This window comes from Proteus faecis, assembly GCF_030286765.1.
Classification (GTDB): domain Bacteria; phylum Pseudomonadota; class Gammaproteobacteria; order Enterobacterales; family Enterobacteriaceae; genus Proteus; species Proteus faecis.
In genome coordinates this window covers 74,213-99,766 of sequence record NZ_JASVWV010000011.1, presented here as the reverse complement: position 1 = coordinate 99,766, position 25,554 = coordinate 74,213, and the positions used below count along the sequence as shown (strand labels likewise).

General features: G+C 39.3%; 25 protein-coding genes and 1 pseudogene. 7 read left to right on the top strand and 19 right to left on the bottom strand.

All coding sequences use genetic code 11. The annotated features are described in order from the left end of the window. Positions 1-173 precede the first annotated feature (173 nt). Positions 174-1,028 (top strand): RNA polymerase sigma factor RpoH, encoded by an 855-nt coding sequence (rpoH, locus tag QSH13_RS14205; RefSeq protein ID WP_023583733.1) that lies wholly within the window; start codon positions 174-176, stop codon positions 1,026-1,028. 94 nt (positions 1,029-1,122) lie between these two features. After that, a complete protein-coding gene (locus tag QSH13_RS14200; protein WP_235375995.1) occupies positions 1,123-2,256 on the top strand; it encodes a glycerate kinase in 1,134 nt (377 codons plus the stop codon). Here QSH13_RS14200 and panM read toward each other — a convergent pair. Further along, the gene (gene panM / locus QSH13_RS14195) at positions 2,238-2,645 is read right to left on the bottom strand and encodes an aspartate 1-decarboxylase autocleavage activator PanM (protein ID WP_109407109.1); all 408 of its coding nucleotides are present in this window, start codon (positions 2,643-2,645) and stop codon (positions 2,238-2,240) included. The two genes, QSH13_RS14200 and panM, sit on opposite strands and share 19 nt — an antisense overlap. A gap of 11 nt (positions 2,646-2,656) precedes the next feature. Continuing rightward, on the bottom strand, positions 2,657-3,844 hold the full coding sequence (locus QSH13_RS14190; protein ID WP_286039304.1) for an MFS transporter: 1,188 nt from the start codon (positions 3,842-3,844) through the stop codon (positions 2,657-2,659). Between the two features lie 116 nt (positions 3,845-3,960). On the opposite strand from QSH13_RS14190, the gene QSH13_RS14185 reads away from it, so the two are divergent. Next, positions 3,961-4,428: a MarR family winged helix-turn-helix transcriptional regulator gene (locus tag QSH13_RS14185; RefSeq protein ID WP_109397882.1), complete on the top strand. Its 468-nt coding sequence runs from the start codon at positions 3,961-3,963 to the stop codon at positions 4,426-4,428. Between the two features lie 49 nt (positions 4,429-4,477). Here the strand turns inward: QSH13_RS14185 and loiP are convergent, their stop codons facing one another. From loiP to ugpB, 5 genes are all read right to left on the bottom strand, one after another. Then, complete coding sequence (gene loiP / locus QSH13_RS14180; protein WP_006535402.1) at positions 4,478-5,230, bottom strand: metalloprotease LoiP; 753 nt, start codon at positions 5,228-5,230, stop codon at positions 4,478-4,480. A gap of 500 nt (positions 5,231-5,730) precedes the next feature. Further along, a complete protein-coding gene (locus QSH13_RS14175) occupies positions 5,731-6,831 on the bottom strand; it encodes a sn-glycerol-3-phosphate import ATP-binding protein UgpC (RefSeq protein WP_109407108.1) in 1,101 nt (366 codons plus the stop codon). Position 6,832: 1 nt separating this feature from the next. After that, positions 6,833-7,681: a sn-glycerol-3-phosphate ABC transporter permease UgpE gene (gene ugpE, locus QSH13_RS14170; RefSeq protein WP_109397880.1), complete on the bottom strand. Its 849-nt coding sequence runs from the start codon at positions 7,679-7,681 to the stop codon at positions 6,833-6,835. Further along, positions 7,681-8,565, bottom strand: a complete 885-nt coding sequence (ugpA, locus tag QSH13_RS14165; protein WP_109397879.1) for a sn-glycerol-3-phosphate ABC transporter permease UgpA — start codon at positions 8,563-8,565, stop codon at positions 7,681-7,683. The genes ugpE and ugpA overlap by 1 nt, the downstream gene beginning before the upstream one ends. A gap of 61 nt (positions 8,566-8,626) precedes the next feature. Then, positions 8,627-9,934: a sn-glycerol-3-phosphate ABC transporter substrate-binding protein UgpB gene (gene ugpB, locus QSH13_RS14160; RefSeq protein WP_286039303.1), complete on the bottom strand. Its 1,308-nt coding sequence runs from the start codon at positions 9,932-9,934 to the stop codon at positions 8,627-8,629. 174 nt (positions 9,935-10,108) lie between these two features. Between ugpB and QSH13_RS14155 the strand changes: the two genes are divergently transcribed. Both QSH13_RS14155 and QSH13_RS14150 read left to right on the top strand, forming a co-directional pair. Beyond that, positions 10,109-10,843 (top strand): glycerophosphodiester phosphodiesterase family protein, encoded by a 735-nt coding sequence (locus tag QSH13_RS14155; RefSeq protein ID WP_109407106.1) that lies wholly within the window; start codon positions 10,109-10,111, stop codon positions 10,841-10,843. A 306-nt stretch (positions 10,844-11,149) separates the two neighbouring features. Then, positions 11,150-12,097, top strand: coding sequence for a carbamate kinase family protein (locus tag QSH13_RS14150; RefSeq protein WP_109407105.1), 948 nt, complete (start codon positions 11,150-11,152; stop codon positions 12,095-12,097). Positions 12,098-12,190: 93 nt separating this feature from the next. On the opposite strand, the gene QSH13_RS14145 is transcribed toward QSH13_RS14150, so the two are convergent. Then, a complete protein-coding gene (locus QSH13_RS14145; protein ID WP_109397875.1) occupies positions 12,191-13,384 on the bottom strand; it encodes a cyanate transporter in 1,194 nt (397 codons plus the stop codon). 140 nt (positions 13,385-13,524) lie between these two features. Further along, a complete protein-coding gene (locus QSH13_RS14140) occupies positions 13,525-14,274 on the bottom strand; it encodes a hypothetical protein (RefSeq protein ID WP_109407104.1) in 750 nt (249 codons plus the stop codon). Between the two features lie 137 nt (positions 14,275-14,411). On the opposite strand from QSH13_RS14140, the gene QSH13_RS14135 reads away from it, so the two are divergent. Continuing rightward, entirely contained in the window at positions 14,412-14,939 is a 528-nt protein-coding gene (locus QSH13_RS14135) for an SMI1/KNR4 family protein (protein ID WP_109397873.1), read from the top strand. Positions 14,940-14,943: 4 nt separating this feature from the next. On the opposite strand, the pseudogene QSH13_RS14130 reads toward QSH13_RS14135, so the two are convergent. The 10 genes and pseudogenes from QSH13_RS14130 to acuI all read right to left on the bottom strand — a co-directional run. Then, positions 14,944-15,168, bottom strand: a pseudogene (locus tag QSH13_RS14130) (hypothetical protein); the annotation flags it as partial. A gap of 295 nt (positions 15,169-15,463) precedes the next feature. After that, on the bottom strand, positions 15,464-15,760 hold the full coding sequence (fis, locus tag QSH13_RS14125; protein ID WP_004245342.1) for a DNA-binding transcriptional regulator Fis: 297 nt from the start codon (positions 15,758-15,760) through the stop codon (positions 15,464-15,466). Between the two features lie 20 nt (positions 15,761-15,780). Beyond that, positions 15,781-16,752: a tRNA dihydrouridine synthase DusB gene (gene dusB, locus QSH13_RS14120; RefSeq protein ID WP_109396109.1), complete on the bottom strand. Its 972-nt coding sequence runs from the start codon at positions 16,750-16,752 to the stop codon at positions 15,781-15,783. Between the two features lie 321 nt (positions 16,753-17,073). After that, positions 17,074-17,955, bottom strand: coding sequence for a 50S ribosomal protein L11 methyltransferase (gene prmA, locus QSH13_RS14115; RefSeq protein ID WP_109396108.1), 882 nt, complete (start codon positions 17,953-17,955; stop codon positions 17,074-17,076). Positions 17,956-17,978: 23 nt separating this feature from the next. Further along, complete coding sequence (gene panF / locus QSH13_RS14110; RefSeq protein ID WP_109396113.1) at positions 17,979-19,424, bottom strand: sodium/pantothenate symporter; 1,446 nt, start codon at positions 19,422-19,424, stop codon at positions 17,979-17,981. Next, on the bottom strand, positions 19,414-19,662 hold the full coding sequence (locus QSH13_RS14105; protein WP_109396107.1) for a YhdT family protein: 249 nt from the start codon (positions 19,660-19,662) through the stop codon (positions 19,414-19,416). The genes panF and QSH13_RS14105 overlap by 11 nt, the downstream gene beginning before the upstream one ends. A gap of 363 nt (positions 19,663-20,025) precedes the next feature. Continuing rightward, positions 20,026-21,375 (bottom strand): acetyl-CoA carboxylase biotin carboxylase subunit, encoded by a 1,350-nt coding sequence (gene accC, locus QSH13_RS14100; RefSeq protein ID WP_109396106.1) that lies wholly within the window; start codon positions 21,373-21,375, stop codon positions 20,026-20,028. Between the two features lie 12 nt (positions 21,376-21,387). Further along, positions 21,388-21,858: an acetyl-CoA carboxylase biotin carboxyl carrier protein gene (gene accB / locus QSH13_RS14095; RefSeq protein ID WP_072063790.1), complete on the bottom strand. Its 471-nt coding sequence runs from the start codon at positions 21,856-21,858 to the stop codon at positions 21,388-21,390. A gap of 33 nt (positions 21,859-21,891) precedes the next feature. Further along, positions 21,892-22,335 (bottom strand): type II 3-dehydroquinate dehydratase, encoded by a 444-nt coding sequence (gene aroQ / locus QSH13_RS14090; RefSeq protein ID WP_109396105.1) that lies wholly within the window; start codon positions 22,333-22,335, stop codon positions 21,892-21,894. Between the two features lie 430 nt (positions 22,336-22,765). After that, entirely contained in the window at positions 22,766-23,740 is a 975-nt protein-coding gene (gene acuI, locus QSH13_RS14085) for an acrylyl-CoA reductase (NADPH) (RefSeq protein ID WP_109407100.1), read from the bottom strand. A gap of 689 nt (positions 23,741-24,429) precedes the next feature. On the opposite strand from acuI, the gene mreB reads away from it, so the two are divergent. Further along, positions 24,430-25,473, top strand: a complete 1,044-nt coding sequence (gene mreB / locus QSH13_RS14080) for a rod shape-determining protein MreB (RefSeq protein WP_023582893.1) — start codon at positions 24,430-24,432, stop codon at positions 25,471-25,473. The last annotated feature ends 81 nt before the right edge of the window (positions 25,474-25,554 follow it).

The window sequence follows — 25,554 nt, the reverse complement described above, 5'->3', positions numbered from 1 at the left end:
ACATAGATGCGAGATGAACCTTTAGTGTTTATGCTGGTCAAATAGTCGTTATGATAAAAACACATCATAAAAAACCTTAACTGACTTCTTATTTAAGCTATATTTAGAAGGCTCATCTATTTTCCCTTACAGCGATAATTTTAATTATTTATTTGATTTTCATGAGGATTTGAATGACAAAAGAAATGCAATCCTTAGCATTGGTTCCGCAAGGCAGCATCGAAGCGTATATACGTGCAGCCAATTCCTATCCGATGTTAACCGCAGAGGAAGAAAAGGAACTCGCTGAACGGCTGCATTACGATGGTGACTTGGATGCAGCAAGAACGCTTATCCTTTCACATCTGCGCTTCGTTATTCATGTTGCTCGTAGCTATTCAGGTTACGGCTTACCACAAGCTGATCTTATCCAAGAAGGTAATATTGGTTTGATGAAAGCGGTTCGTCGTTTTAACCCAGAAGTGGGTGTTCGACTTGTCTCTTTTGCTGTGCATTGGATCAAAGCAGAAATTCACGAATATGTGCTACGTAACTGGCGTATTGTGAAAGTGGCAACCACAAAATCACAACGTAAACTATTTTTTAATCTGCGAAAAAATAAAAAACGTTTAGGTTGGTTCAATCAAGATGAAGTCGAGCTTGTTGCAAGAGAATTAGGCGTATCAGAAAGTGATGTCCGAGAAATGGAGTCACGAATGTCAGCGCAAGATATGGCATTTGATATGACTGCTGACGATAGTGATGACTCACATCCTATCGCTCCTGTACTCTTCTTAGAAGATAAGTCTTCTGACTTTGCCGACGGTATTGAAGAAGATAATTGGGACAATCATGCAACGGATAAACTGACGTCAGCAATTGAAACTCTTGATGAACGTAGCCAAGATATTATTCGTGCTCGCTGGCTAGATGATGATAACAAATCGACATTGCAAGACTTGGCGACAAAATATGGTGTTTCTGCCGAGCGTGTTCGTCAATTAGAAAAAAATGCGATGAAGAAATTGCGTTTAGCGATTGAAGATTAATCACATTTCAGACCAAGCATACGCTCTCATAAAGTAGAGTATGTTATAAAAGCGATATGAAGATATCGCTTTTTTATTGCTTGGAGAATATAACGTGAAAATAGTTATCGCCCCTGATTCATTTAAAGAAAGCTTAAGTGCGAAAGAAGTTGCAACAGCAATAAAACAGGGTTTTTCACGTTATTTACCCAATGCGCAATATTGTTGTATTCCCATGGCGGATGGTGGTGAAGGAACGGTGACATCGCTGGTGGAAGCAACGCAAGGCCGTTTTATCTCTACACACGTGTGTTCGCCTTTGGGGAAACAAGTGACCGCAACTTGGGGAATTTTAGGCGATAACTCTACTGCTGTGATTGAAATGGCACAAGCTTCCGGTCTCCATCTTATCCCATCATCTCAACGTAATCCCAATTTAACGACCAGTTATGGTACGGGGGAACTCATTAATGCCGCGCTTGAGATGGGCGTTAAAAAAATCATTTTAGGATTAGGTGGAAGTGCTACAAATGATGCTGGTGCCGGCATGATGCAAGCACTTGGCCTAGGTCTTAAAGATAAATTAGGCTCCTCTTTGCCTTTTGGTGGACAAGCATTAACACAGCTCCATTCTATTGATATCACAACTCTTAACCCTAAACTTAAGCAAGCCGAGATCGAAATTGCTTGTGATGTCACTAATCCATTGTGTGGAGAAAACGGGGCATCCGCTATTTTTGGTCCTCAAAAAGGAGCGACCAAAGATGATATTGCGCAACTTGATAAAGCTTTACTTCATTTTGGTACTTATCTTGAGAAAATAACGCAACGCAATCTTATTAATATTGCAGGAAGTGGCGCAGCGGGCGGATTAGCACTACCGTTACTTGCCTTTACGCAAGCAACGCTTTCACCGGGGATTGAACTGGTTGCTAAAGCGGTTGAACTAGAAAAATATTTTATTGATGCTGATTTAGTCATCACTGGAGAAGGCCGAATGGATAGCCAATCAGCACAAGGTAAAACACCAATAGGGGTTGCCTTACTTGCTAAAAAATACCACCGCCCTGTGATTGCATTAGTCGGTGGTTATTTACCTGATTATGGCGTGGTACATCAGCAGGGTATTGATGCTGTTTTCTCTATTGTACCAGGTGTCTCGACACTAGATGATGCACTTCGTAATGCGCAAAAGAATCTAAGTGAGACGGCTTACAATGTGGCTAGACTTTATACATTGAGAACATAGAGATCAGATTGTGGCGATGGACTAAATTGATGGTGTGTTAAAAAAGCATGTGCAACATCATATCCATTTTCTTCGGCGGATAAGCTTATTGCCTGCCAATGAGTCATATCAGGGTAGGCTGATAAGCATTGTGTCAGTAAATAATGTCCAACACCGCGACGGCGTGTCACTTCTCTTACCATAAAATCAGTGATAATAGCTTTCTCATCCGATAATTTAACCCAACAAGCCGCTAACAATCGCTCATTAAATCTTGCTACAAAGAGTATATTCTCGTTGCTGATCTCATTTTTTAGGGCTGATTGATAACGTACATCTTGCCAAATTTTGCCTAAATCAATACGGTCTTGTTCTGAAAGCTGTGTTAGTCTTTCAATGGTCAGTTTCATTAAATATCCTGTTAGTTTGCCGTGTGTTTTTTTTCTTTTAATGAAGATATTAAGGTCTTAATGGTGAAACACAATGCCAAACTCGTTAAGATCACACAAGAATAAAAGACATACTCATAGTTATTGTCAGTTACAAAATAGACTGAAATCATAGGGCCAGCGGCCATTCCACAATAACGAATAAAATTATAAATCCCCATTGCAGTTGCTCTCATTGTACTAAAATGACTCGCTAATAATGTGGTGTGTGTTGGCATAGTTAATCCAAGAGAAAAGCCATATAACACGGTTAAGCCAAGCATTACAGGTAATGAGGTTTGCCAAAAGAGAGCAAATAACATCAACATAATCAAGTTGATACAAGAAGTAATAATCACGCCATATTTCGTATTAAATAAATGGCAAATTCTACGGTAAAAATAGCTACCTAAGATAAGCGCAATCGACATAGGTATATATAATCCGCCTATTTCAGTGCTGTTAAGCTGATAAAGATGAAAGGCTATTAAGGGTAAGAAAACCAGTAGACAAAAATAGTTATAAAACACCATAAAACTCATGACAAATACAGATTTACCCTCAGATGTCATAAGCACTTGTTGTATGGCGGATACGCTTTTAAAGGTATTTTTCTGTTCTGGATGTGTTTCAGGTAAATAAAAGAGATGGGTAATAAGTAATATGACACCGACAACGGACAAGAAAATAAAAATACCTTGATATTGATAATGTTGCGCTAAATATCCACCTAATAAGGGGCCACAGGCAGGGGCTAGTGCTAATAGCATTTGATACGATCCCATCGCTTTAGCTCGCTCGTTTCCTTGATAAAGATCGCCAAGAATAGTTGCCGCCACCACAGGAATAGCCGCAATACCGATAGCTTGGATCACACGCCAAAAAATGAATAAATTAACAGAATCAGACCAAATACAACCTAATGCACCCACAATAGAAATAGCTAATCCACTGAGTAAAATAGGTTTTCTTCCCCATTTGTCAATCAATGAGCCATAAAGTAGTTGCATAACAGCCATAGCAAAAGTAAATGCAGATACCGTTAAATTAACTAACGATAACGTAGTATTAAATTGCTGTTGGATCAAAGGAAGTACTGGGGTATAGATATTTTGCGCCAAAGAGCCTAGTAGTGCGCTAAAACAAATAAGATAAAATAGACTGCGGATTGATAATTTCATTTTATAGCCTCTCGTTATTTTTGTTTCCATGGAAACAAAAAATAATAATAGCGATATTTTGATTGTTGTAAATGCTTTTGTTACTATTTTTGAAATATTTTTTCCAAGGAAACAAAATGTCGAAAGAGAATGTGACAACACAAGACTTATTAAAAGGGTTAAGTGATTTTTTGCACCTTAAAGATGAACGTGCTGATAGCGATCATAAAAAAGTATTAGAAGAGAATGGGTTAGATAATTATTCACTCACAGAACTGCATGTGATCCATTGTATTGGTGAAGAGAGTATGAGAAATCTCACAACCATCAGTGAATATATGTCCATGACTCGAGGCGCAGTCTCAAAAATTTGTAGTCGATTACAAAAGAAAGGGGCTATTGAAAAAATAAAGTTGGCAGATAATCAAAAAGAAATATTTTTTATCTTAACAACTGAGGGGGAGCGTCTTTTTCATGCTCATGAGTTGTTGCATCAACAATCTCAAGCAAAATGGTCTGCGTTGTTTGAACAATATGATCAGCATGAAAGGCAAGCAATTAAACGTTTTTTTGCCGATGTTGCGGATTGTTTTCGCCATTCGTAACCGATAAAGCTAAAAAACCCCCATATCATGAGATATAGGGGCAAAGTTATTATTTTTTATCTGCAGCGATGCGATTACGGATATTATCAGCACGCTCTTTTGATGGTGGGTGAGAATCAAACATACTTGAATCACCGCCACCTAATTTTGCAAGTTTCTCAAAACCGGTCACTAAGCCCGCAGTATTCACACCACGTTTTGTTAGTAAGTCATAAGAGAAATTATCCGCTTCAGTTTCTTGATGTTGTGAGAATTGAGCATTAATTAATTTCTGACCCATTTCAGCTAATTGTGAGCTGCTTAATTGTGCTGCAACGCCACCTGCTGATGCTGCTGCCGTACGTGCAGCAACTGTTGCGTGAGCAACTTGAATTGCTTTACGGGTATGACCTAAAGCCACATGTCCCATTTCATGACCTAAAACGCCTTCAACTTCGTTATCTGTCATCATATCCATTAAGCCACTGTAAACACGCACACAGCCGTTAGCCATTGCCCATGCATTCACATCTTTGGTCATGTAAACTTTGTAATTTACCGGAGTGCCATTAACTTCATTACCTAATGCTTTAGCGATATTGTTTAAGCGTTTGGTATAAGTGCTATTGGCTGGTGCGACTTTATTTTGGGCATCCATCTCTTTACATGCATCATTTGTTAGTGCTTTGATATCATCATCGCTTAATGTTGCAGCTTGGAAAAGTTGGGTTCCTGATTTAGTCAGCATATCGGTATTGAGGTTTTGACAACCTGAGAGTAGTGCTGCTGATACCATCACTGTAGCAAGTAATTTAATTTTCATTGTTTAATTAAGTCCTTTTCTGCTTGGCAGTTTATATAAGTGCAGATCAAATTCGAGCAGAAGAATAACAGTGCTTATCTATTGGCGCAATATAGGCATGTTATGTTAGAAATATTATCTCAATATCTGTTTTTCTCTTTTTTCAGCGTAAGTGTTTTATTTTCTTTTTTCTTAATTACGTGTAATAAAAAGGGAAAAATAAATTTAACTTATTTAAATTTAAGAGAATTAGTGGATAAATTAGTCTTAGAGATAGATGGTTTATTGGCGTGAATGTTATATAAATCATTTGATTATGCTTATGTTACATGCAAATAAGGCCATTTTGTATTTATTTGGAATAATATCAAAGAAGCGTTGTATTTGGATGTGACTTTTATTTTTTTAATTCTGACAAATTTTATATTTTTGGTGCTTATTGCTTAATGATAAATAAATAGCGACATTTAAAATATCGCTATTAAGATTAAACTGAAAGTGAAAAAAGTGATATCAAAGTCTTATGAAACCATTAATTCACTAATGAGCATAAAAGGGCGGTTAATACGTTTTCCTGATTGTGCATTAAAGAAATGAAGATGTTCTGGGTGAATGGTAAGACCTATTTTATTTCCAATATTCACACCGTGATCGTTTGGTGCACGAATAACGAGAGGTTGTTTCTGTTTATCGCAAGTCGTGGCATAAATTAAAACATCAGCGCCGAGTGCTTCAATAAATTCAACATCAACATGAAAAAGAGGATGTTGATGGTTAATAATTAAATGTTCAGGACGTAAACCCAATTTAATGGTTTTATAAGGAACATGCTGAGATGAAACGGCAATATGTCCATCAGCAACTTCGATCACACCATGATTAATCGGGACATCTAAGATATTCATTGCTGGTGAGCCCATAAACGTAGCTACAAATACGGAGGCGGGGCTTTCATAAATATCTAACGGTGTACCTACTTGTTCTATATTTCCTTGATTTAAAACCACTAGCTTGTCTGCTAATGTCATCGCTTCTACTTGGTCATGCGTTACATAAATAGAGGTTGTGGAGAGTTTTCGCTGTAATTTTTTGATCTCCAGACGCATCTGAACCCGTAATTTAGCATCAAGGTTAGAGAGTGGCTCATCAAATAAAAAGACTTTAGGATCACGAACAATGGCTCTCCCCATTGCGACACGTTGACGTTGTCCACCAGAAAGCTCTTTCGGTTTTCTATCAAGTAAATGGCTGATTTCAAGTAATTGGGCGGCATTTGTAACAAGTTCTTCAATCTTGGCTTTTGGTGTTTTTCGATTACGTAAGCCATATGCCATATTATTATAAACTGACATATGAGGATAAAGGGCATAGTTTTGAAACACCATGGCAATATCACGTTCACTAGGTTCATGCTCATTAACCCGTAAACCATCAATAAATAAATCACCTTGTGTAATGGTTTCTAATCCCGCAATCATTCGCAGTAATGTCGATTTACCACAACCGCTTGGACCGACTAATACCACCATTTCACCTTGCTCAATAGAAAGATTTAATTTAGAAATGGCTTGATGACCATTTGGATAACACTTTTCTAAATTTGTGAGAGTAACGGTTGTCATGTTATTTCTCCGTATCAATAAAGCCTTTTACAAAGGCTCTTTGCATCAAAATGACAATAAGGACGGGAGGCAACATTGCAATTAACGTGGTTGCCATGATCTTATTCCATTCAACGACACCATCAGAAACCGCAACCATCTGTTTAATACCCATGACAATGGTGTAGTAGTGAGTATCTGTTGTGATCAACATTGGCCAAAGATATTGGTTCCAGCCATAAATAAAAGTGATAACAAATAGAGCGGCGATATTCGTGCGAGAAAGAGGAAGTAAGATAGTGAAAAAGAATTTAATAGGGCCAGCACCATCGATTTTCGCGGCTTCAATTAATTCTGGGGTGATGGTAAGAAAAAATTGACGAAATAAAAAAGTAGCTGTGGCGCTGGCAATTAATGGAATAGTTAAACCTGCATAAGAGTTCAACATATTGAGATCTGTGACCACCTCAAATGTAGGCATAATGCGGACTTCAACAGGTAACATTAACGTAAAAAAGATAGTCCAAAAGGCAAGCATTCTTCCTGGAAAGCGAAAGAAAACGACGGCGTAGGCGGATAAAATCGAGATGGTTAATTTCCCTATAGTGATTACTATCGCCATAATCAATGAATTCAATAACATACTGTTAATTGAAATGGCGCTATTTTGCGTGGTACCTGCCTGTGAAAATATTGATTTAAAAATATTTATGCCTTCAGTTCCAAACCAAAGAGGAGAGCCGGTGGCAAATTCGGTGTTTTGATGGGTTGTTGCCACAAGTGCAATCCAGACAGGAAATGCAACAGAAAGTATGCCGACAATAAGAATAAAGTGGCAAAACGCATGAAATAAAGGTCTACGTTCAACCATCAGTAAGCCACCTTTTTCTCAACATAACGAAATTGAATAATGGTTAATATTGCGACAATAAACATTAAAATAACGGATTGTGCAGCAGAGGATCCTAAATCTAATCCCACAAAACCATCGTTATAAACCTTATAAACCAGAGTTGATGTACTACTACCAGGGCCACCTTGTGTCATCGCATGGATAATCGCGAATGTATCAAAAAAGGCATAAGCAAAATTAACCACCAATAAGAAAAAAGTTGTGGGAGAAATTAAAGGAAAACTGATAGTTATAAAGCGCTTAATAGGGCCACTACCATCGATAGCCGCAGCTTCTAAAAGAGATTTGGGCACAGATTGCAAGGCCGCGAGGAAAAACAGAAAGTTATAACTTACTTGTTTCCATGTCGCCGTTAAAATCACCATCCACATAGCGTGATGTGTATTAAGTACAGGATCCCAATTAATACCTATTTTCTTTAATTGTTGGCTTAATACACCAATTGTGGGATCAAGCATAAATAACCAAAGAAACCCCGCAATAACAGGCGCAATGGCATAAGGTGAAATTAAAATGGTGCGATAAAACAGTTTACCTCGCAAAATTTGCTCGGCAATACCCGCTAAAATAAGTGCAGATAGCATTGATAAAAATACGACACTGGTACTGAAAATAAGCGTCGTGACCAAACTATCAAAATAATAACGATTGCTAAAAAGTCGCTGAAAATTTTCAAAACCAACAAATTCTCGACTAAGTCCAAATGCATCTTCTAATTGAAATGATTGAAAAAATGCTTGCCCAGCAGGCCAAATAAAAAAGATAAGCGTGATAGCTAATTGAGGAAAAATTAGCGCGAGAGGTAACCATTTTTGTTTAAAATAAATGGATTGAGAAGCCATACAATATCCAGTGAATCGATAAAAATAGAAGGCGAGCACTTGGCTCGCCTAATATAAATAATTATTGTTGAGAACGTTCAAAGCGACGTAACTGCTCATTTCCACGTGTAACAGCATTATCTAATGCAGCTTGAGCACTCTGTTTTCCTGCCCACACTTTTTCTAACTCTTCATCAACGATTTCTCGAGTTTGCAGGAAATTACCAAAGCGTAATCCCTTTGAATTTTCGGTAGGCTCTGAAGTTGTCATTTGTAATATTGCGGTGTCAGCCCCTGGGTTTTTCTGATAAAAACCTTGTTGCTGTGTTAACGCATAAGCCGCTTTAGTGACTGGCAAATAACCCGTAGCTTGGTGCCAATCAGCTTGAACTTCAGGACTTGAAAGATAGGTGAAAAATTTGGCAACACCGTTATATTCCGCGTCTGGACGCCCTGACATAACCCATAACGATGCTCCGCCAATAATGGTATTCGCTGGTTTTTGTACAAGAGTATCATCGTAAGGCAATTGGCTAACACCAATATCAAGACCTTTCATATTCTCTTTAATACCTGCAAAGCCTGCGGATGATTCCATTACCATGGCACACTCCTGAGTATAAAATAGAGGCATTGCATCCGATTGGCGTCCGCCATATTTAAAAATACCGGATTTTGACCAATCAGCCATTTGTTGAATATGAGCCACGAAAGGCGCTTTATTAAATAGGAAGGTAGTATCAAAACCATCGAAACCGTTATTTTTTGTCGCAATAGGCAAATTATTGCGCGCACCAAAGTTTTCGATTTGTGTCCATGATTGCCATGTGGTGGTAAATCCGCATTTAACACCAGAATCGAGCAGTTTTTGAGATACGATTTCCATCTCTTTCCATGTCTTTGGTGGTTGCTCTATCCCTGCTTTTTTAAATAGCGTTTTGTTGTAGTAAAGCACGGGGGTTGAACTATTAAATGGTAACGACATCATTTTACCATCGCTACTGGTGTAATAACCCGTGACAGTTGATAGATAACTATTAGGATCAAAAGGCTCGTTGGTTTTTTCCATTAATTGATAAACAGGGAAAACGGCTTTTTTAGCCCCCATCATGCTGGCTGTACCCACTTCAAAGACTTGCACAATAGCTGGTTGGTTTTTAGCGCGAAATGAAGCCACTGCACTGGTCATTGTTTCCGCATATGTGCCTTTATAAACAGGCTTTATCTCATATTCAGATTGGCTGGCGTTAAAATCAGAGGCGATTTGATTAACTTTCTGACCAAGCGCACCTCCCATTGCATGCCACCATTCAATTTGTGTTTTTGCGTGTGTAGGAGAGGTAAATAACGTCATCGCAACAGCAAGGCCTGTTATTGATTTTATCGACATGCAGAATTTCCTTTTTAATCGAAAGTTAAAGGTGCAATCTAATCTGCGAATTACCCTAAATGTTGTTTATGACAAAGGGGTGACAATTAAATGAAGATATATTGATGGTATGACTGTCAAATTGCTGTCATAAATGGTTGTCATGATGTCGGCACAAATGAAAAGGAGAGAGAAATGAAGATAGCTGCTCACCGAGGTTTTTCTGGAAAAGCCCCTGAAAATACATTGGCTGCGTTTAAAATGGCAATTGATTTCGGGTGTGAATGGATTGAAACGGATGTGCAATTAACCGCGGATCATGTTCCTGTGCTTATTCATGATAAAACAGTTAATCGTTGCACAAATGGGCAAGGTGCTGTGCGTTTTCATACTTTAGATGATTTGCATCGTCTTGATGCGGGAAGTTGGTTTAGCTCACTCTATCAAGGTGAGAAAATTCCTTCATTAAGGCAAGGGTTGCAGCTAATTAAACGTTCAGGAACAAAGCTTAATATTGAGTTGAAGACATGGCCTGATGATGATGTTGAGCGTTTATGTTTAGCGGTTTCTGATATGATAAAAAGTGCAGATATTCCGAATGAGCAAATTTTATTTTCCTCTTTTGATACGCATGCGCTTACCATTATGAAGCGATACCTGCCGTTTATTCGCAGAGGCCAATTGTGGGATGAGATCCCAGATAATGCGTTAGAAACACTAAAAGTGATTGATGGTTTTAGTGTGCATTGTAATTACAAGTATCTTACACAAAAACAAGCACAGTTGTTAAAACAAGCAGGCTATGAAATTTATTGTTATACCCCGAATAATCCTGAAGAAGTGAAAGATTTTGAGCAATGGGGTGTTGATATGTTGATTACGGATATGCCTGATGTCTACCAACCGGATGTTTATCAAATAGCAAAATGAAAAGGGATTAACGATCCCGCTTATTTGTATTGAATAAGGTGTTATCGATATGTTTGGTGACGCCTTTTCTCCTTTTCCTACCGTATTTTAAGAGAAATGTTGAGTAATGGATGTTTTATTTACATTCTCTGCTATCATCCTGCGCAATTAATGAATAGATATTGTTCAACACGATAATGTTTATCTCATTAAAAATAAAAATGGGGAAAATGGTTAGCGAATATGGCGACCTTATTAACCCAACCTCTAAGAGTGGAAGTACGTTATTTCTACTTTAATTGCCTATAATATAATTGAGAGTGAAATATGAAAGAACTCGTTGTTGTTGCCATTGGAGGCAACAGTATTATTAAAGACAATGCTAGCCAGTCTATCGCTCATCAAGAACAAGCAGTACAAGAGGTTGCAGCCCATATCAGTGATATGGTGGCTGAAGGGTATAATATTGTTTTAACTCATGGTAACGGGCCACAAGTAGGGCTTGATTTACGTCGCGCTGAAGTGGCGCATGTGCAAGAAGGTTTGCCGTTAACACCATTAGCCAACTGTGTTGCAGATACACAAGGTGGTATTGGCTATTTAATTCAACAAGCATTAACAAATAAGCTTCGCGCTCAACACAATAAACAAGCAATTACCCTTATTACACAAGTTGAAGTAGATAAAAACGATCCCAACTTTGTTTCTCCAACAAAACCTATTGGCGCATTTTTCTCTGAACAAGAGATGGCACAATTAAAGCAAGAAAATCCTCAATGGCATTTTGTTGAAGATTCTGGTCGTGGTTATCGTCGAGTTGTCGCTTCTCCAATTCCACAGCATGTTGTCGAATCTAAAGCAATTAAGTCACTATCAGAATGTGGCTATGTCGTGATTGCAGTGGGTGGCGGTGGTATTCCAGTCATCAGAAATGAGCATGGTAATTACCAAAGTGTTGATGCGGTTATTGATAAAGATCTGTCATCAACATTGCTCGCAAAAGAATTACATGCAGATATTCTTATCATCACAACTGGGGTTGAAAAAGTCTGTATTCATTTCGGCAAACCAGAACAAAAAGCATTGGGTGAAACGTCGGTTGAAGAGATGACACAATATATGCATGAAGGGCATTTCCCTCCAGGCAGTATGCTTCCTAAAATTGAAGCTAGCCTCTCATTTTTAGCTGCAGGTGGAAAAAGAGTGATTATCACAACACCAGAAAAACTGGCTTCAGCCTTAAAAGGTGAAACAGGAACACATATCGTTGCTTAATCATCTTCATAAGTAGTGTTCAATTATTATCATTGATAAACGCCTTATTTGTAAAAATTAAGGCGTTTATTTTATGTGGATCTTAAATATAGGCTATATAGTCGGATGATTAGCGGGATAGGCTTTTGCATAATGATGAGGATTTAATCGTGCAAATAATCCTATAGTCACAATCACTAAAATGGCATGAAATGCCCATGCATAAGTAAAGCTTCCATCTGGCTGGCGTAATAGCACAGCAACTAGTGGGCCAAAAGCAGCAATAATAAAGCCACCACCTTGCATTAAAGCTGACAACGCCCCCGCTTGTGCCGGATCAGGAATATGATCGAGCGCGACAATCATCATCATAGAAAAACATCCACCTAAGCCACAGCCTAAGAAAATACTCCAAAGATAAGGAGCACTCATTGGAATAGTCATGATTGCGCCAAAACCGATAAATTGGCTTATTAATGTTATCGTAAGCCAAAAACGCCTGTCGTGATTTTTAGCAGCGAAGAAAGGAATGATTAACGCAGCAGAGGCTTGGAAAAGAGAAAGGATTGCAACCAGTGAGCCACTTTGTGCGCTTGGCATTCCTAATGATTGATAAAAAGGTGCCAGCCAGGTCACAACAGAAGCGTAACCTGCATTAACGCAACCAAAACCTAAAATAAGTAAACCTGTTCTAGGGCGCCAAATTAAAGTATTTAGTGATATTTTATGAGAAGAGACCGCACTATTTTGAATCGAAAAAAGAATAGCGATAAAAGCAAATCCTGCGGGAAGAGCAAACCACGCTAAAGCACTTTGCCAATGTCCATTATTTTCAGTAAGAAGTGGGGATAATTGCGCACCGAGTGCGCCTCCACCCATTAGCATGGCGGAATATAACCCCATCATGATAGGTGTTCGATTTCCAAACCATCCTTTAATAATACCGGGAAATACCGCTTGAATATAGGCGACGCTTAAACCGCAGAAGAGAGCTGTCAATAATAGCTGATTGCCATCAGAAACATAAGCTCGAGAAAAGGAGCCAATAAGAAGCATCAACATTGCGACTAAAAGCCCTTTACGTACTTGAATATAAGATTGTAAGAAAGGGACGACTAATGCCCCTATTCCCATTAAAAGCATAGGTAATAGTGTGAGTAATGAGACTTGGCTATAACTCATTCCTGTTGAGGCAATAATATTGTCAATAACAGGGCCTGGGCCTGTTAAGAAAGGGCGTAAATTTATCCCAACTAAAATAATAGTGAGGATAATCTGCCATGTTTTTTTTCTTGGTAAGGCAGTCATTGTAATTCCATGATAAACATAGGTATTGTCTATTATATAGACAATACCTGTATACACAAATGAGAGACATTCTATTTATAGAATATCATCTGAATAATAGTCTTATTATTATCGATTCATTCGTTGAATCGCCTACCTATTTAAGCCGTATACTTAAGTTTCCACTGTTTAATTGGGCTTTTAGGGTTAATTAATGTGAATTCATAATGTTCAAAATGAGAAAGCACTTTTTTAAATTCAACTGTTGCTTTATCTAAATCCCATGATTCAGGGAAATAAAAACCATCAAAAGAAATATTTTCTAATCTTGCAACAAATTGATGGATAAATTCGTCAAAACCAGCATAAGTCAGTGCGATTTTACCTGTCCAATCAATATTGAAAGTATTATTGGATTGACGTTGGAAGGTGATTTGATGATTTTTACACGTATCATGCCCTAATAAATAAAGACTAAAAGCAGGGAACACGGCTCTTTCTTCATCTTCATCATCTATATCACTATGGATTTGAGGGGCAATATCAACATTAAATTGATGAGTAATAAAGCTATCAAAATCGAATGGTGTATTTCCTGTATTGAGTAAAATACCTTGTTCATCAGACCAATAAGTTGAAGAGAGTGTACAGCAGTGGTAATTATCCCAAACGATGTGATCTTGCCAGTGCTCAAGACTGGTATATTCTTGCTGATCGTCTGACTCTTCTTCATCGCTATCTGCGCAATAGTCTTCACCCTCGCTTAAATAATAGTCGGCACTTCTAAGGTGAAGATCAAACCAAAGTTGTCCATTTTTATCTAATCGCCCAGACCAGACAAACTCTTTAATGGTATGAGGTTTAGGGTAAGCGCTATCAATAAATGTAATGGTATGTGGAGGTGTTATCATTATTCTCGTCTTGTTGGTATCGCATTTTTATCACGCAACTAGAGTGATAAAAATTGGCTGAGTTATGATAAAAATAAGGTAAAGATAAAATACCATAAATTGAGCGATAAATTGGAAATCAAATCAGTGAGGATAGAATGTTAATAGCATTAAATCAGTGGTTACCAATACCTTTATGTCCGGTCAATCGAGGCGAAGGTAAGGAATGGCCACTTATTGATAATCGATACACCTTTCCTCAAGATTATATTGCATTTATTACGCAATATGGTTCAGGACAAATAGCCAATTTTATTACGTTATTTAATCCATTTAGTGAGGATGATTATCTTAACTTTTTTCAGCAAAAAGAGGCCATTCTTGAGGGATTTGACTCATTAATACAGGCTGATCCTGATTATTATACTTTTCATCTGTACCCAAAAAATAATGGGCTTTTACCTATTGGAGAGACAGATAATGGAGACACGCTTTTTTGGGTTGTTTCATCTCATGATAGCAACTTATGGACAATAGCAATTATTCCATCCAGAGCCTCTGAGGTCGAATTTATTGCAGAAAATCTGACAGGATTTTTGGAGGGGGTGTTATCCAAACGAATACGTTGTTTGTCATTTCCGGCGGGATTTCCATCAGAAAAAATGATATTTAGCCCAGAAGTTTGATGAGTTATTTTCCTATGGGGAGTTGAGTCACAAAATAGGAAGTAGCAAGTCCAATAAAGATAGAAATGCTAAAGCTAATCAGTGTACCTAACATAACATATTCTGTTAGCTTTTTATCTTGATCATTTTGTAATTCACCAAATCTAAATATTGATTTAGCTGCTAATAAAAAGCCAATTGCTGCAAATTGATTTAAAAGAATAAAAGTTATTCCAGCTTGCAGTAGTGAGTGTAAGTAAAGCTCTTTAGATTTGTAATGTAGAGCATTCCGCGCTTCTATCCATGCTTTAGCTTGCTCTTATTATTTTGTGAGAGAAATAGAATGAGTATAGTGATCTTTTACTCAGTTATTTTATTGAAATACAAAAGAGAACGTTACCATATTTGGTAACATAGTTAAATGTTACCATATTTGGTAACTTAATGATTTATGTTATAGAGCAAGCGTGAAAAATAGGCAACAAAAAAGCCTTTTCTGGAAACCAGAAAAGGCTTTTTATAAAAATAGACTTAACTGACTAGGATCAGTTCATGCCGTATTTTTTCAGTTTCTTACGCAGTGTGCCGCGGTTAATGCCCATCATTTGCGCTGCACGCGTTTGGTTGCCACGGGTGTACTGCATAACCATGTCCAACAATGGCTGTTCAACTTCAGCCAATACTAGCTCATATAAGTCATTAACATCTTGACCGTTTAATTGAGCAAAATAGTTCTTCAGTGCTTGTTTAACTGAGTCACGTAAAGGTTTTTGGGTCACCTGATCTTGTGAATTTACGGTGGCAACTGTTAGTACGTCTGAATTTACGCGTTGTTCGAACATAGTTCTGTCAGCTCTTTTATTTATTTACGCAAAAAATTTTCGAAATATGCTTCCAACGCCTCCAGCTGTTCGCTGGCATCCTCTATGGCGTTGAAGGAGCGCCGAAACTGGTCATCAGGAGCATGTTCCTTGAGATACCAAGAGACATGCTTGCGTGCAATGCGAGTTCCTTTGCCTTGACCGTAAAAGTCGTGCAACTCACGCACATGCTTTTGCATTATTTGTTGTACCTCTGCAATCGGCAGAGGGGGCAACAGTTCACCTGTGTCCAGATAGTGCTGGATTTCCCGAAAGATCCAGGGTCTTCCCTGAGCAGCGCGACCGATCATCAAAGCATCGGCTCCAGTGTAGTCTAATACTGCTCTGGCTTTTAGCGGGTCTGTTATGTCTCCATTCGCAATAATGGGAATAGAAACACTCTGCTTAACTGTCCGAATACTGTCGTATTCGGCTTCCCCTTTGAACAAACACTCGCGTGTACGTCCATGAATAGTGAGAGCCTGAATACCACAACGTTCAGCCAATTTGGCAATCTCTACACAGTTACGTTCATCAGGTGACCAGCCAGTACGGATCTTGAGAGTAACAGGAACATCTACCGCGTTAACCACAGCAGAGAGGATCTCTGCGACAAGGTCGGGATAACGAAGTAATGCTGAACCGGCTAGCTTTTTATTCACCTTTTTTGCAGGGCAACCCATATTGATGTCGATAATTTGAGCGCCACTATCTGCGTTTATTTTCGCAGCTGCCGCCATATCAACGGGATCACTTCCTGCAATTTGTACGGAGCGGATCCCCAATTCATCACTATGTACCATTCGTAACCGAGACTTGTCTGTCTGCCAAACCTGAGGATTGGAAGAAAGCATTTCAGAAACTGTCATACCCGCACCCATATCATAGCAAAGCGACCGAAAAGGTCGGTCTGTAACGCCAGCCATGGGAGCCGCGATAAGGCAATTTTTTAACTGATACTGTCCGATTCGCATAGATGAAAAGAGGGCCAAACTGTGACTGCAAGGGCGCGTATATTACGCATTTTTTACCAGATATGAAAGGACAAAGTTTAACCAAATTGCGAAAAAAAGTTACTTTTTTATACTTGATTTTTTATAAATCGATTATTTAATCAATAAAAACATAATGTTATGTGTTTTTAGAAAATTAAAATTTGATAATATAGAATTGATAAACAAGTGGAACTAAGTCGAGTTTATCAGGCAAAAGTGTGATTAATGCCTGATAAACAATAATTAAGTAAAATTTTAACGTAATGAGATTATCTCATTTTGGTTAATATTTGTTCTACGTTATTTTTTCACACCGGTAATACGGCACCACTCTTCTTTTTCGGCAACAGGATCTAAGTTAAATAGTCCTTCATAGGCAGCAGCTACACCTTCTGCTTGTGTTGCTAACACACCAGAAAGGCCTAGGTGTCCACCTTGACGAGGCAGTGTACTGATAACAGGTGCAAGTTCACGCAATGGACCGGCTAAAATATTCGCGACAACAACATCTGCCGCGAGGTTATCAGGCTGGTCTTTTGCAAGATACAGTGTGAGGGCGTCAGAAACGCCATTACGTTGCGCGTTATCACGACTTGCTTGGATAGCTTGAGGATCGATATCAATACCAATAGCTTTTGCTGCACCTAGTTTTAATGCCGCGATAGCTAAAATGCCAGAACCACAACCAAAGTCGATAACCGTTTTACCCGCTAAATCTAAACCATCAAGCCACTGAAGGCACAATGAGGTAGTTGGGTGGGTACCTGTACCAAATGCAAGACCAGGGTCTAGCATGACGTTTACGGCGTTAGGATCTGGTACTTCACGCCAGCTTGGGCAAATCCATAAACGCTCGCCAAAACGCATTGGGTGGAAATTATCCATCCATTCACGTTCCCAATCTTTATCTTCGAGTTGTTCAATTTTATGCAGGAAGCCCTGACCGAGTAATGGCGTATTTTCTAACATCGCCACAACGATTTTCATGTCAGTTTCTGCATCATATAAACCGATAACGTCAGTATCACCCCAAAGGCGAGTTTCACCAGGTAAAGGTTCAAAAATAGGGGTATCGTGACTATCTTGGAAAGTCACTGAAACGGCACCGCTTTCAACCAATTCATCACCAATAGCTTCTGCATTAGCGGCGGTTGCATTAAGTCTTAATTGTATCCAAGGCATAATTAGTCTCTTTAAAAACGAATTCACTGTAATGATGCTGATTGAGGCAGAGTATGCTCTCCAAATCGATTAGCCACAAGAAATGCGGCTAAGCTTAATAACAGTGATGGAATAATGGGATGGAATCCCGCTATCTGGATATTAAATGTCGCCAAGGTGGCATAGAGTGTGGCACCTGTGATCATGCCGGCAATAGCGCCATAACGGTTCGCTTTCTCCCAATAAAGCCCAAGAACTAAAGGCCATAAGAAAACGGCTTGTAGACCACCAAAAGCAAGTAAGTTAAGCCAAATAATCATTGAGGGTGGGTTCCATGCAGCAAACAGTAGTAACACACCCAAGATCAAGGTTGAAAGGCTCGATAAACGAGAGATCCGTTTCTCATTAGTGATCGCATGTGGCGCGATATTGAGATAGAGATCTTTGACCAAAGTTGCTGACGATTGTAACAGTTGCGCATTTATCGTCGACATAATAGCAGCCATAGGTGCCGCAAGGAAAATACCTGCAGCAATAGGCGGTAATACCGCAACCATTAATGTTGGAATAACCTGATCAGGAACAGTTAGATCAGGAATGATTGCCCGACCTAATGCGCCAGCAAAGTGCATACCAAACATCAATAATGACATCACGATTGTGCCAATAATGATCCCTTTATGCATGGCTTTACTGTCTTTGTAAGAGATACAACGTACCGCAGTATGTGGCAAACCAATAACACCAAAACAGACAAGTACCCAGAATGATGCCATAAACGGGCCCGTTAAAATCCCATCAGCCCCTTGAGGAGAGGTTAATGCAGGATCGATGGTATTGAGTTTTTGTATCGCAATATCTAATCCACCTGCTTTATAGATAATGGCAAACAGAAGAATAAATGTACCAAGCAGCATCACAAGGCCTTGTAAGGCATCGTTTAATACGCTGGCTCTAAATCCGCCAATCGCAGTATACAGCGCAATGGAGATGCCAAAGATCAGCAAGCCGAATTCATAAGGAATGCCTGCTGCAGTTTCTAGTAAGCGTGCTCCGCCAATAAATTGTACTGTCATCGCGCCGATAAAGGCGACTAACAGACTTAAACTAGCAAACCAGACGAGGAAACGGCTTTTATAACGAGCATAGAGCATGTCGTTCAAGGTAACTGCATTATAACGGCGTGCTAAAATAGCAAATTTTTTCCCTAAAACCCCCAGAGAAAGCCAAATAGCGGGAAGTTGGATCATCGAAAGTAATACCCAACCAATACCGTATTTATAAGCCGCACCCGGTCCGCCAATAAAGGAGCTCGCACTAACATAAGTTGCAGTGATGGTCATGGCTAGCACGAAGCCACCCATTGAACGGTTACCAAGAAAATATTCGTTAAGAAACTCGCCTTTCTCACGTTTACGATAAGCATAAGCCGACAGCAGAAAGACCAGCAGAAGGTAGCCAATCAGTGGCACTATGACCTCAGTTTGCATCGTCATGCTCATCTCCTAACGGCATATCTTTGAAAAAATAGCGTACCATCAGATAGCACAGCAGAAAAAACAAAACAGGTAGGAATAAGCATGAAAGCTCAAACCAAAGCGGTAAACCAGTCATGCCTTGTGTGTTATCTGGTAAATAGGCGGTAATTAACCAACCTAACAAATATATAAAAGTTAAAATTAGGGCCCAAAGGGCTTCTTTGTGGGCCTGAACAAAACGTTTGTCCATCTGTTCTCCCAATCTTACTAGGGTTAAAAATGAATGGGAGGATTGTACGGGAAAGTGAGTATTGATTCAGTGAAAATTAATCACAAAGTCATGAGAGAGCATTAAAGGTAAACTATCTTATTGTTTTAAAATGATTATTGTTGATTATCTATTTAATAGAATAATACCCATAGAGATGAGGCTGTCTATTAATTAAGAAATGAAGTGTTGAAATACTCGCCATAAATATGGCGCATTTTGAGCAAGAATAATGAAACTTGAGAATATGATTTCTTGCTATAATATTTCAGAGCGATATGAGCATATCAGTAATAAAAAAGGCATAGTAAATAAACTATGCCTTTTTTGGTGAAGTGAGAAAGATTATTTCTCAGCTAAACCTAAACGTTTTTCAAGGTAGTGAATGTTTGTACCACCTTTTTGGAAATTCTCATCATTCATAATGAACTGGTGCAGTTCAATATTGGTTTTAATACCATCAATGATAAGTTCCGCCAACGCATTTTTCATACGAGAGATCGCGATTTCACGTGTTTCACCATAAGTGATCAATTTACCAATCATTGAGTCATAGTGAGGTGGAACTGTATAACCTGCGTAAATATGCGATTCCCAACGTACACCAAATCCACCTGGTGAGTGGAAGCGAGTAATAGTACCTGGGCTTGGCATAAACGTTTTTGGATCTTCTGCGTTGATACGACATTCAATTGCATGACCATGAACGTTAACTTGATCTTGGGTTACTGATAAAGGTAAGCCAGATGCAATGCGTAACTGTTCTTTGATTAAGTCGATGCCTGTGATCATCTCTGTTACTGGATGTTCAACCTGAATACGGGTGTTCATCTCAATAAAGTAGAATTCACCATTTTCATACAGGAATTCGAATGTACCTGCACCACGATAGCCGATTTCAATACATGCGTTCGCACAGCGTTCGCCGATATTTTTACGGATTTCTGGGGTAATACCCGGTGCTGGTGCCTCTTCAACTACTTTTTGGTGACGACGTTGCATTGAGCAATCACGTTCAGCCAAATAGATAGCATTACCTTGACCATCAGCCATAACTTGAATTTCAACATGACGTGGATTTTCAAGGTATTTTTCCATGTATACCATGTCGTTGCTAAATGCCGCTTTTGCTTCCGCACGCGTCATTGTGATGGATTGTTCCAGATCTTTTTCAGAACGAACAACACGCATACCACGTCCACCACCGCCACCAGAAGCTTTGATGATAACTGGGTAGCCAATACGTTTAGCAATTTCAATATTTTTCGCAGTGTCGTTACCTAAAGGACCGTCTGATCCTGGTACACAAGGAACACCTGCTTTTTTCATCGCTTCAATAGCAGAAACTTTATCACCCATTAGGCGGATGGTTTCAGCTTTTGGGCCAACAAAAACAAAGCCTGAGCGTTCAACTTGCTCTGCGAAATCAGCATTTTCAGACAGGAAACCGTATCCTGGATGAATGGCTTGTGCGCCACTGATCTCAGCCGCTGCAATAATTGCAGGGATATTTAGGTAACTTTTTGCTGAAGCAGCGGGACCAATACAGATAGTCTCGTCTGCCAGCAGAACGTGTTTTAAATCACGGTCTGCTGTGGAGTGAACGGCAACTGCTTTTATCCCAAGCTCTTTACATGCTCTTAGGATACGCAGTGCTATCTCACCACGGTTGGCAATGAGGATTTTTTCTAGCATGGACCTGCCTCGTTATTCGATAACAAAGAGTGGAGCGTCAAACTCAACGTTGTCGCCATCTTGGCAAAGGATAGATTTAACAACACCCGCTTTGTCAGACTCAATCTGGTTCATCATTTTCATTGCTTCAACGATGCACAGAGTATCGCCTACATTGACTTGCTGACCGACTTCAACAAATTTCTTAGCTTCAGGGCTTGGTGAGCGATAGAACGTTCCGACCATTGGTGAACGAACAACATGACCGCTGATTTCTTGCGTTGGTGTAGCCGCTGGTGTTTCTGGCGCTACGGGCGCAACTGCATTTGCTAATGCAGGTTGAGGAGCCGCTGGTGCCGCAAAATATTGCTGAGGAGCCATTTGACCCTGAATACCAGAGTTACGACTAATACGTACTGACTCTTCACCTTCAGAGATTTCCAGTTCAGAAATGCCAGACTCTTCGACTAGCTCGATCAGTTTTTTAATTTTACGAATATCCATGAGTTGATTCCGTACTCTTTTTGATGTTTTTTATTAAGACAAACGGTTGACCGCTGCCTGTAAAGCAAACCGATAACCTTCTGCACCTAATCCACAGATTACGCCTGTTGCGATATCAGAGAGATATGAATGGTGACGGAAAGGCTCCCGACTGTAGACATTGGACAGGTGAATTTCAATAAATGGAATATTCACCCCTAATAATGCATCACGCAGTGCAACACTGGTATGCGTGAAAGCTGCAGGGTTGATTAATATATAATCGACATTACCCCGAGCTGCATGAATTTTATTTATCAGCTCAAATTCAGCATTAGACTGAAAATGACTGAGTTTCACATTTAATGCCTGAGCATCTGCTGACAAACTTTGAACGATATCATCCAGAGTTAAGTGTCCGTAGGTTTCCGGCTCTCTTGTTCCAAGCAGGTTTAGATTCGGACCATTCAGGAGCAAAATATGAAAATTTTCCGACATTATGCTTCTATCTCCGTCAATTCGTCAACGAAATGACAAAATAACCTGTGCTTTTCGTTTTGTCATCTTTTATTGCATCCAATGCTACGATACATATCACAAAGTCCGACATTATAGACATTTCACAGAAGATAACAGCAAAATACTGGTCTAATCAGGGAATGAAGGGTTTATTTTGATGAAAAGTTAAAAGTTTTTACAAGATTGTAAACGTGAGAAAGCAAAATAAACAGATGCCTAAAAAATAATCATAACATCACGTTATTTATTGATGTCACTGGAAATCTGAGCTTCTTTGATGCTAAACATCAATATATATCATAAATGTGATGTAGATCACGATTTAACATCGGTTTGACACGCAGAGGAGCTTGTTCTGGCACTAATTAAGGTGAATTAATGCCAAAAATAAGCAGATAAAAACGGGGAATTAGAGTTTGACTAAAGTGCGACCTGTTACTTGATTGTCCATAATCATCTGAGCATAACGTGGCACTTCATCAAGTGTAATTTCTGTCATTGCTTGTTGATAAAACGTTTCTGGTAGTAATTTTAATAAACGTTGCCAAACTTGAGCTCGTTTTTCTGCTGGGAAATAAACAGAATCAACACCTTGTAAACGAACATTACGTAAAATAAAAGGCATGACAGTTGTTGGTAAAGAAAAACCGCTCGCTAATCCACAAGCTGCCACTGTGCCGTTATAGTTTGTCTGCGACAAAATATTAGCAAGAATTTGCCCACCTACGGTATCAATTGCACCTGCCCAGCGTTGCTTATCTAAAGCTCTTCCCGCAGGTTCAAACTCTTCTCGAGTGATAATATTTTTAGCACCAAGCTTGCGTAAATAGTCATGGTTACTTGCTCTGCCACTCAATGCGGTAACTTGATAGCCTAATGCTGTTAGTAAACTAATAGCGGTGCTTCCGACACCACCACTGGCGCCAGTGACTAATATATCACCACTTTCAGGCGTGATACCGCCTTGTTCTAATGCCATCACACAAAGCATGGCAGTAAACCCCGCAGTTCCAATGATCATGGCATTTTTTAAAGAAAGTCCTTCTGGTACGACAGTTAACCAATCACCTTTTACACCAGCCTTTTGTGCAAGGCCTCCCCAGTGACTTTCACCTACTCCCCAGCCTGTTAATAAGACATGTTGACCAATGTGGAAACGAGGATCTTCGGTGTGATGAACAATACCTGAAAAATCGATACCAGGTATCATTGGGAATTGACGGAGGATTTTTCCTTTGCCTGTGATAGCAAGCCCATCCTTATAGTTGAGCGTTGAGTAATGAATATCGACAATAACCTCATGAATAGGCAGTTTTTTTTCATCAATACTTTGTATGCTAGCACTGAGTTTGTTGTCATTTTGTTCTACTAATAATGCTTTCATTTTGACCCCTCATCGATTTCTATCTTGTGTCATGATAGGTGATTTTTTAGGTCTCGTCGTGATTGTGCACAATATCTATTGTAATAATGAGACAAATAATCCTTTTTTAGTGTATAAACGGGATTTCTACGTTTATTGGCACAGAGATTATTCTGAGTTTTATATCTTGGTAATTAGATAACATCGTTAATGAGTTACGATTGGATAAAAATTAGCATTTCTCTTTGTTGCTCGAAATAAAGATAATGTGTTGCCTTAGAAGTATTCGAGGTGGGTACTTTGGTTGTTATCTCAGTCAAATTTTGCTGATGAAACACCATTTAATATCAATAGAGTGATTGTACTTATTCAAATGAATAAATTTTATTTGAACTTGCAACGAGACTTTTGAGTCACAGTTTGGCAACGAAGTGAGATTTTTCTTTATTGATATGAGCGTTGTTTGTATTGTTACATAAGTTAAATATGAACAGCGTAGGATCGAAATTATGCGTTAATCGTTCTAATTAGCCCCTTTTTATGCAGTTTTTTTCTGCTCCAATTGGGAAAAGTAACGTAGAATATTGTGCCTTTATGATTATTTACGTGTCCACTTTAATTTAAGTAGTGAATCGCGCCTTGTCGCTACTTATTGTGGTTGATAGAGTAGACGGATTTTTCCGTCCCGGCTTGCAGGATTATCCTTTCGTATGTTTAAAAAATTTCGTGGCATGTTTTCCAACGATTTGTCTATTGACTTGGGTACCGCCAATACCCTTATTTATGTCAAAGGGCAGGGTATTGTTCTCGATGAACCCTCCGTTGTCGCTATTCGTCAAGATCGCGCTGGCACATCAAAAAGTGTTGCGGCTGTAGGGCATGAAGCCAAACAGATGTTAGGGCGTACACCCGGGAATATCGCTGCTATCCGTCCAATGAAAGACGGTGTGATTGCTGATTTTTATGTAACCGAAAAAATGCTTCAGCACTTCATAAAACAGGTTCATAACAATAGCTTTATGCGTCCAAGCCCTCGAGTATTAGTTTGTGTACCAGTGGGAGCCACTCAAGTAGAGCGCAGAGCTATCCGTGAATCAGCATTAAGTGCGGGGGCTCGAGAAGTGTTCTTAATTGAAGAGCCTATGTCTGCGGCAATCGGTGCAGGTTTACCTGTTTCTGAAGCAACAGGTTCAATGGTAGTCGATATTGGTGGCGGTACAACAGAAGTTGCCGTGATTTCATTAAACGGTGTCGTTTACTCTTCTTCTGTTCGTATTGGTGGTGACCGTTTTGATGAAGCGATCATTAACTATGTGCGTCGTAACTACGGTTCACTGATTGGTGAAGCAACGGCAGAACGTATCAAACACGATATCGGTTCAGCTTACCCTTCTGATGAAGTCAATGAGATTGAAGTTCGCGGTCGTAACCTTGCGGAAGGTGTGCCTCGTAGCTTTACATTAAACTCCAATGAAATTCTTGAAGCCTTGCAAGAGCCATTAACGGGTATCGTCAGTGCTGTCATGGTTGCATTAGAGCAATGTCCACCAGAATTAGCTTCTGATATTTCAGAGCGTGGCATGGTATTAACCGGTGGTGGTGCATTATTACGTAACCTAGACCGTTTATTAATGGAAGAAACAGGTATTCCTGTAATTGTTGCTGAAGATCCACTGACTTGTGTTGCTCGTGGTGGTGGTAAAGCATTAGAAATGATCGATATGCACGGTGGCGATCTGTTTAGCGAAGATTGAGATTAATTCTAACAAGGGAGAATGGATTCCCCCTTGGTGAGAATATTAACGCCTGTTCTTTTACTTCTCCGTGTGAGTGAT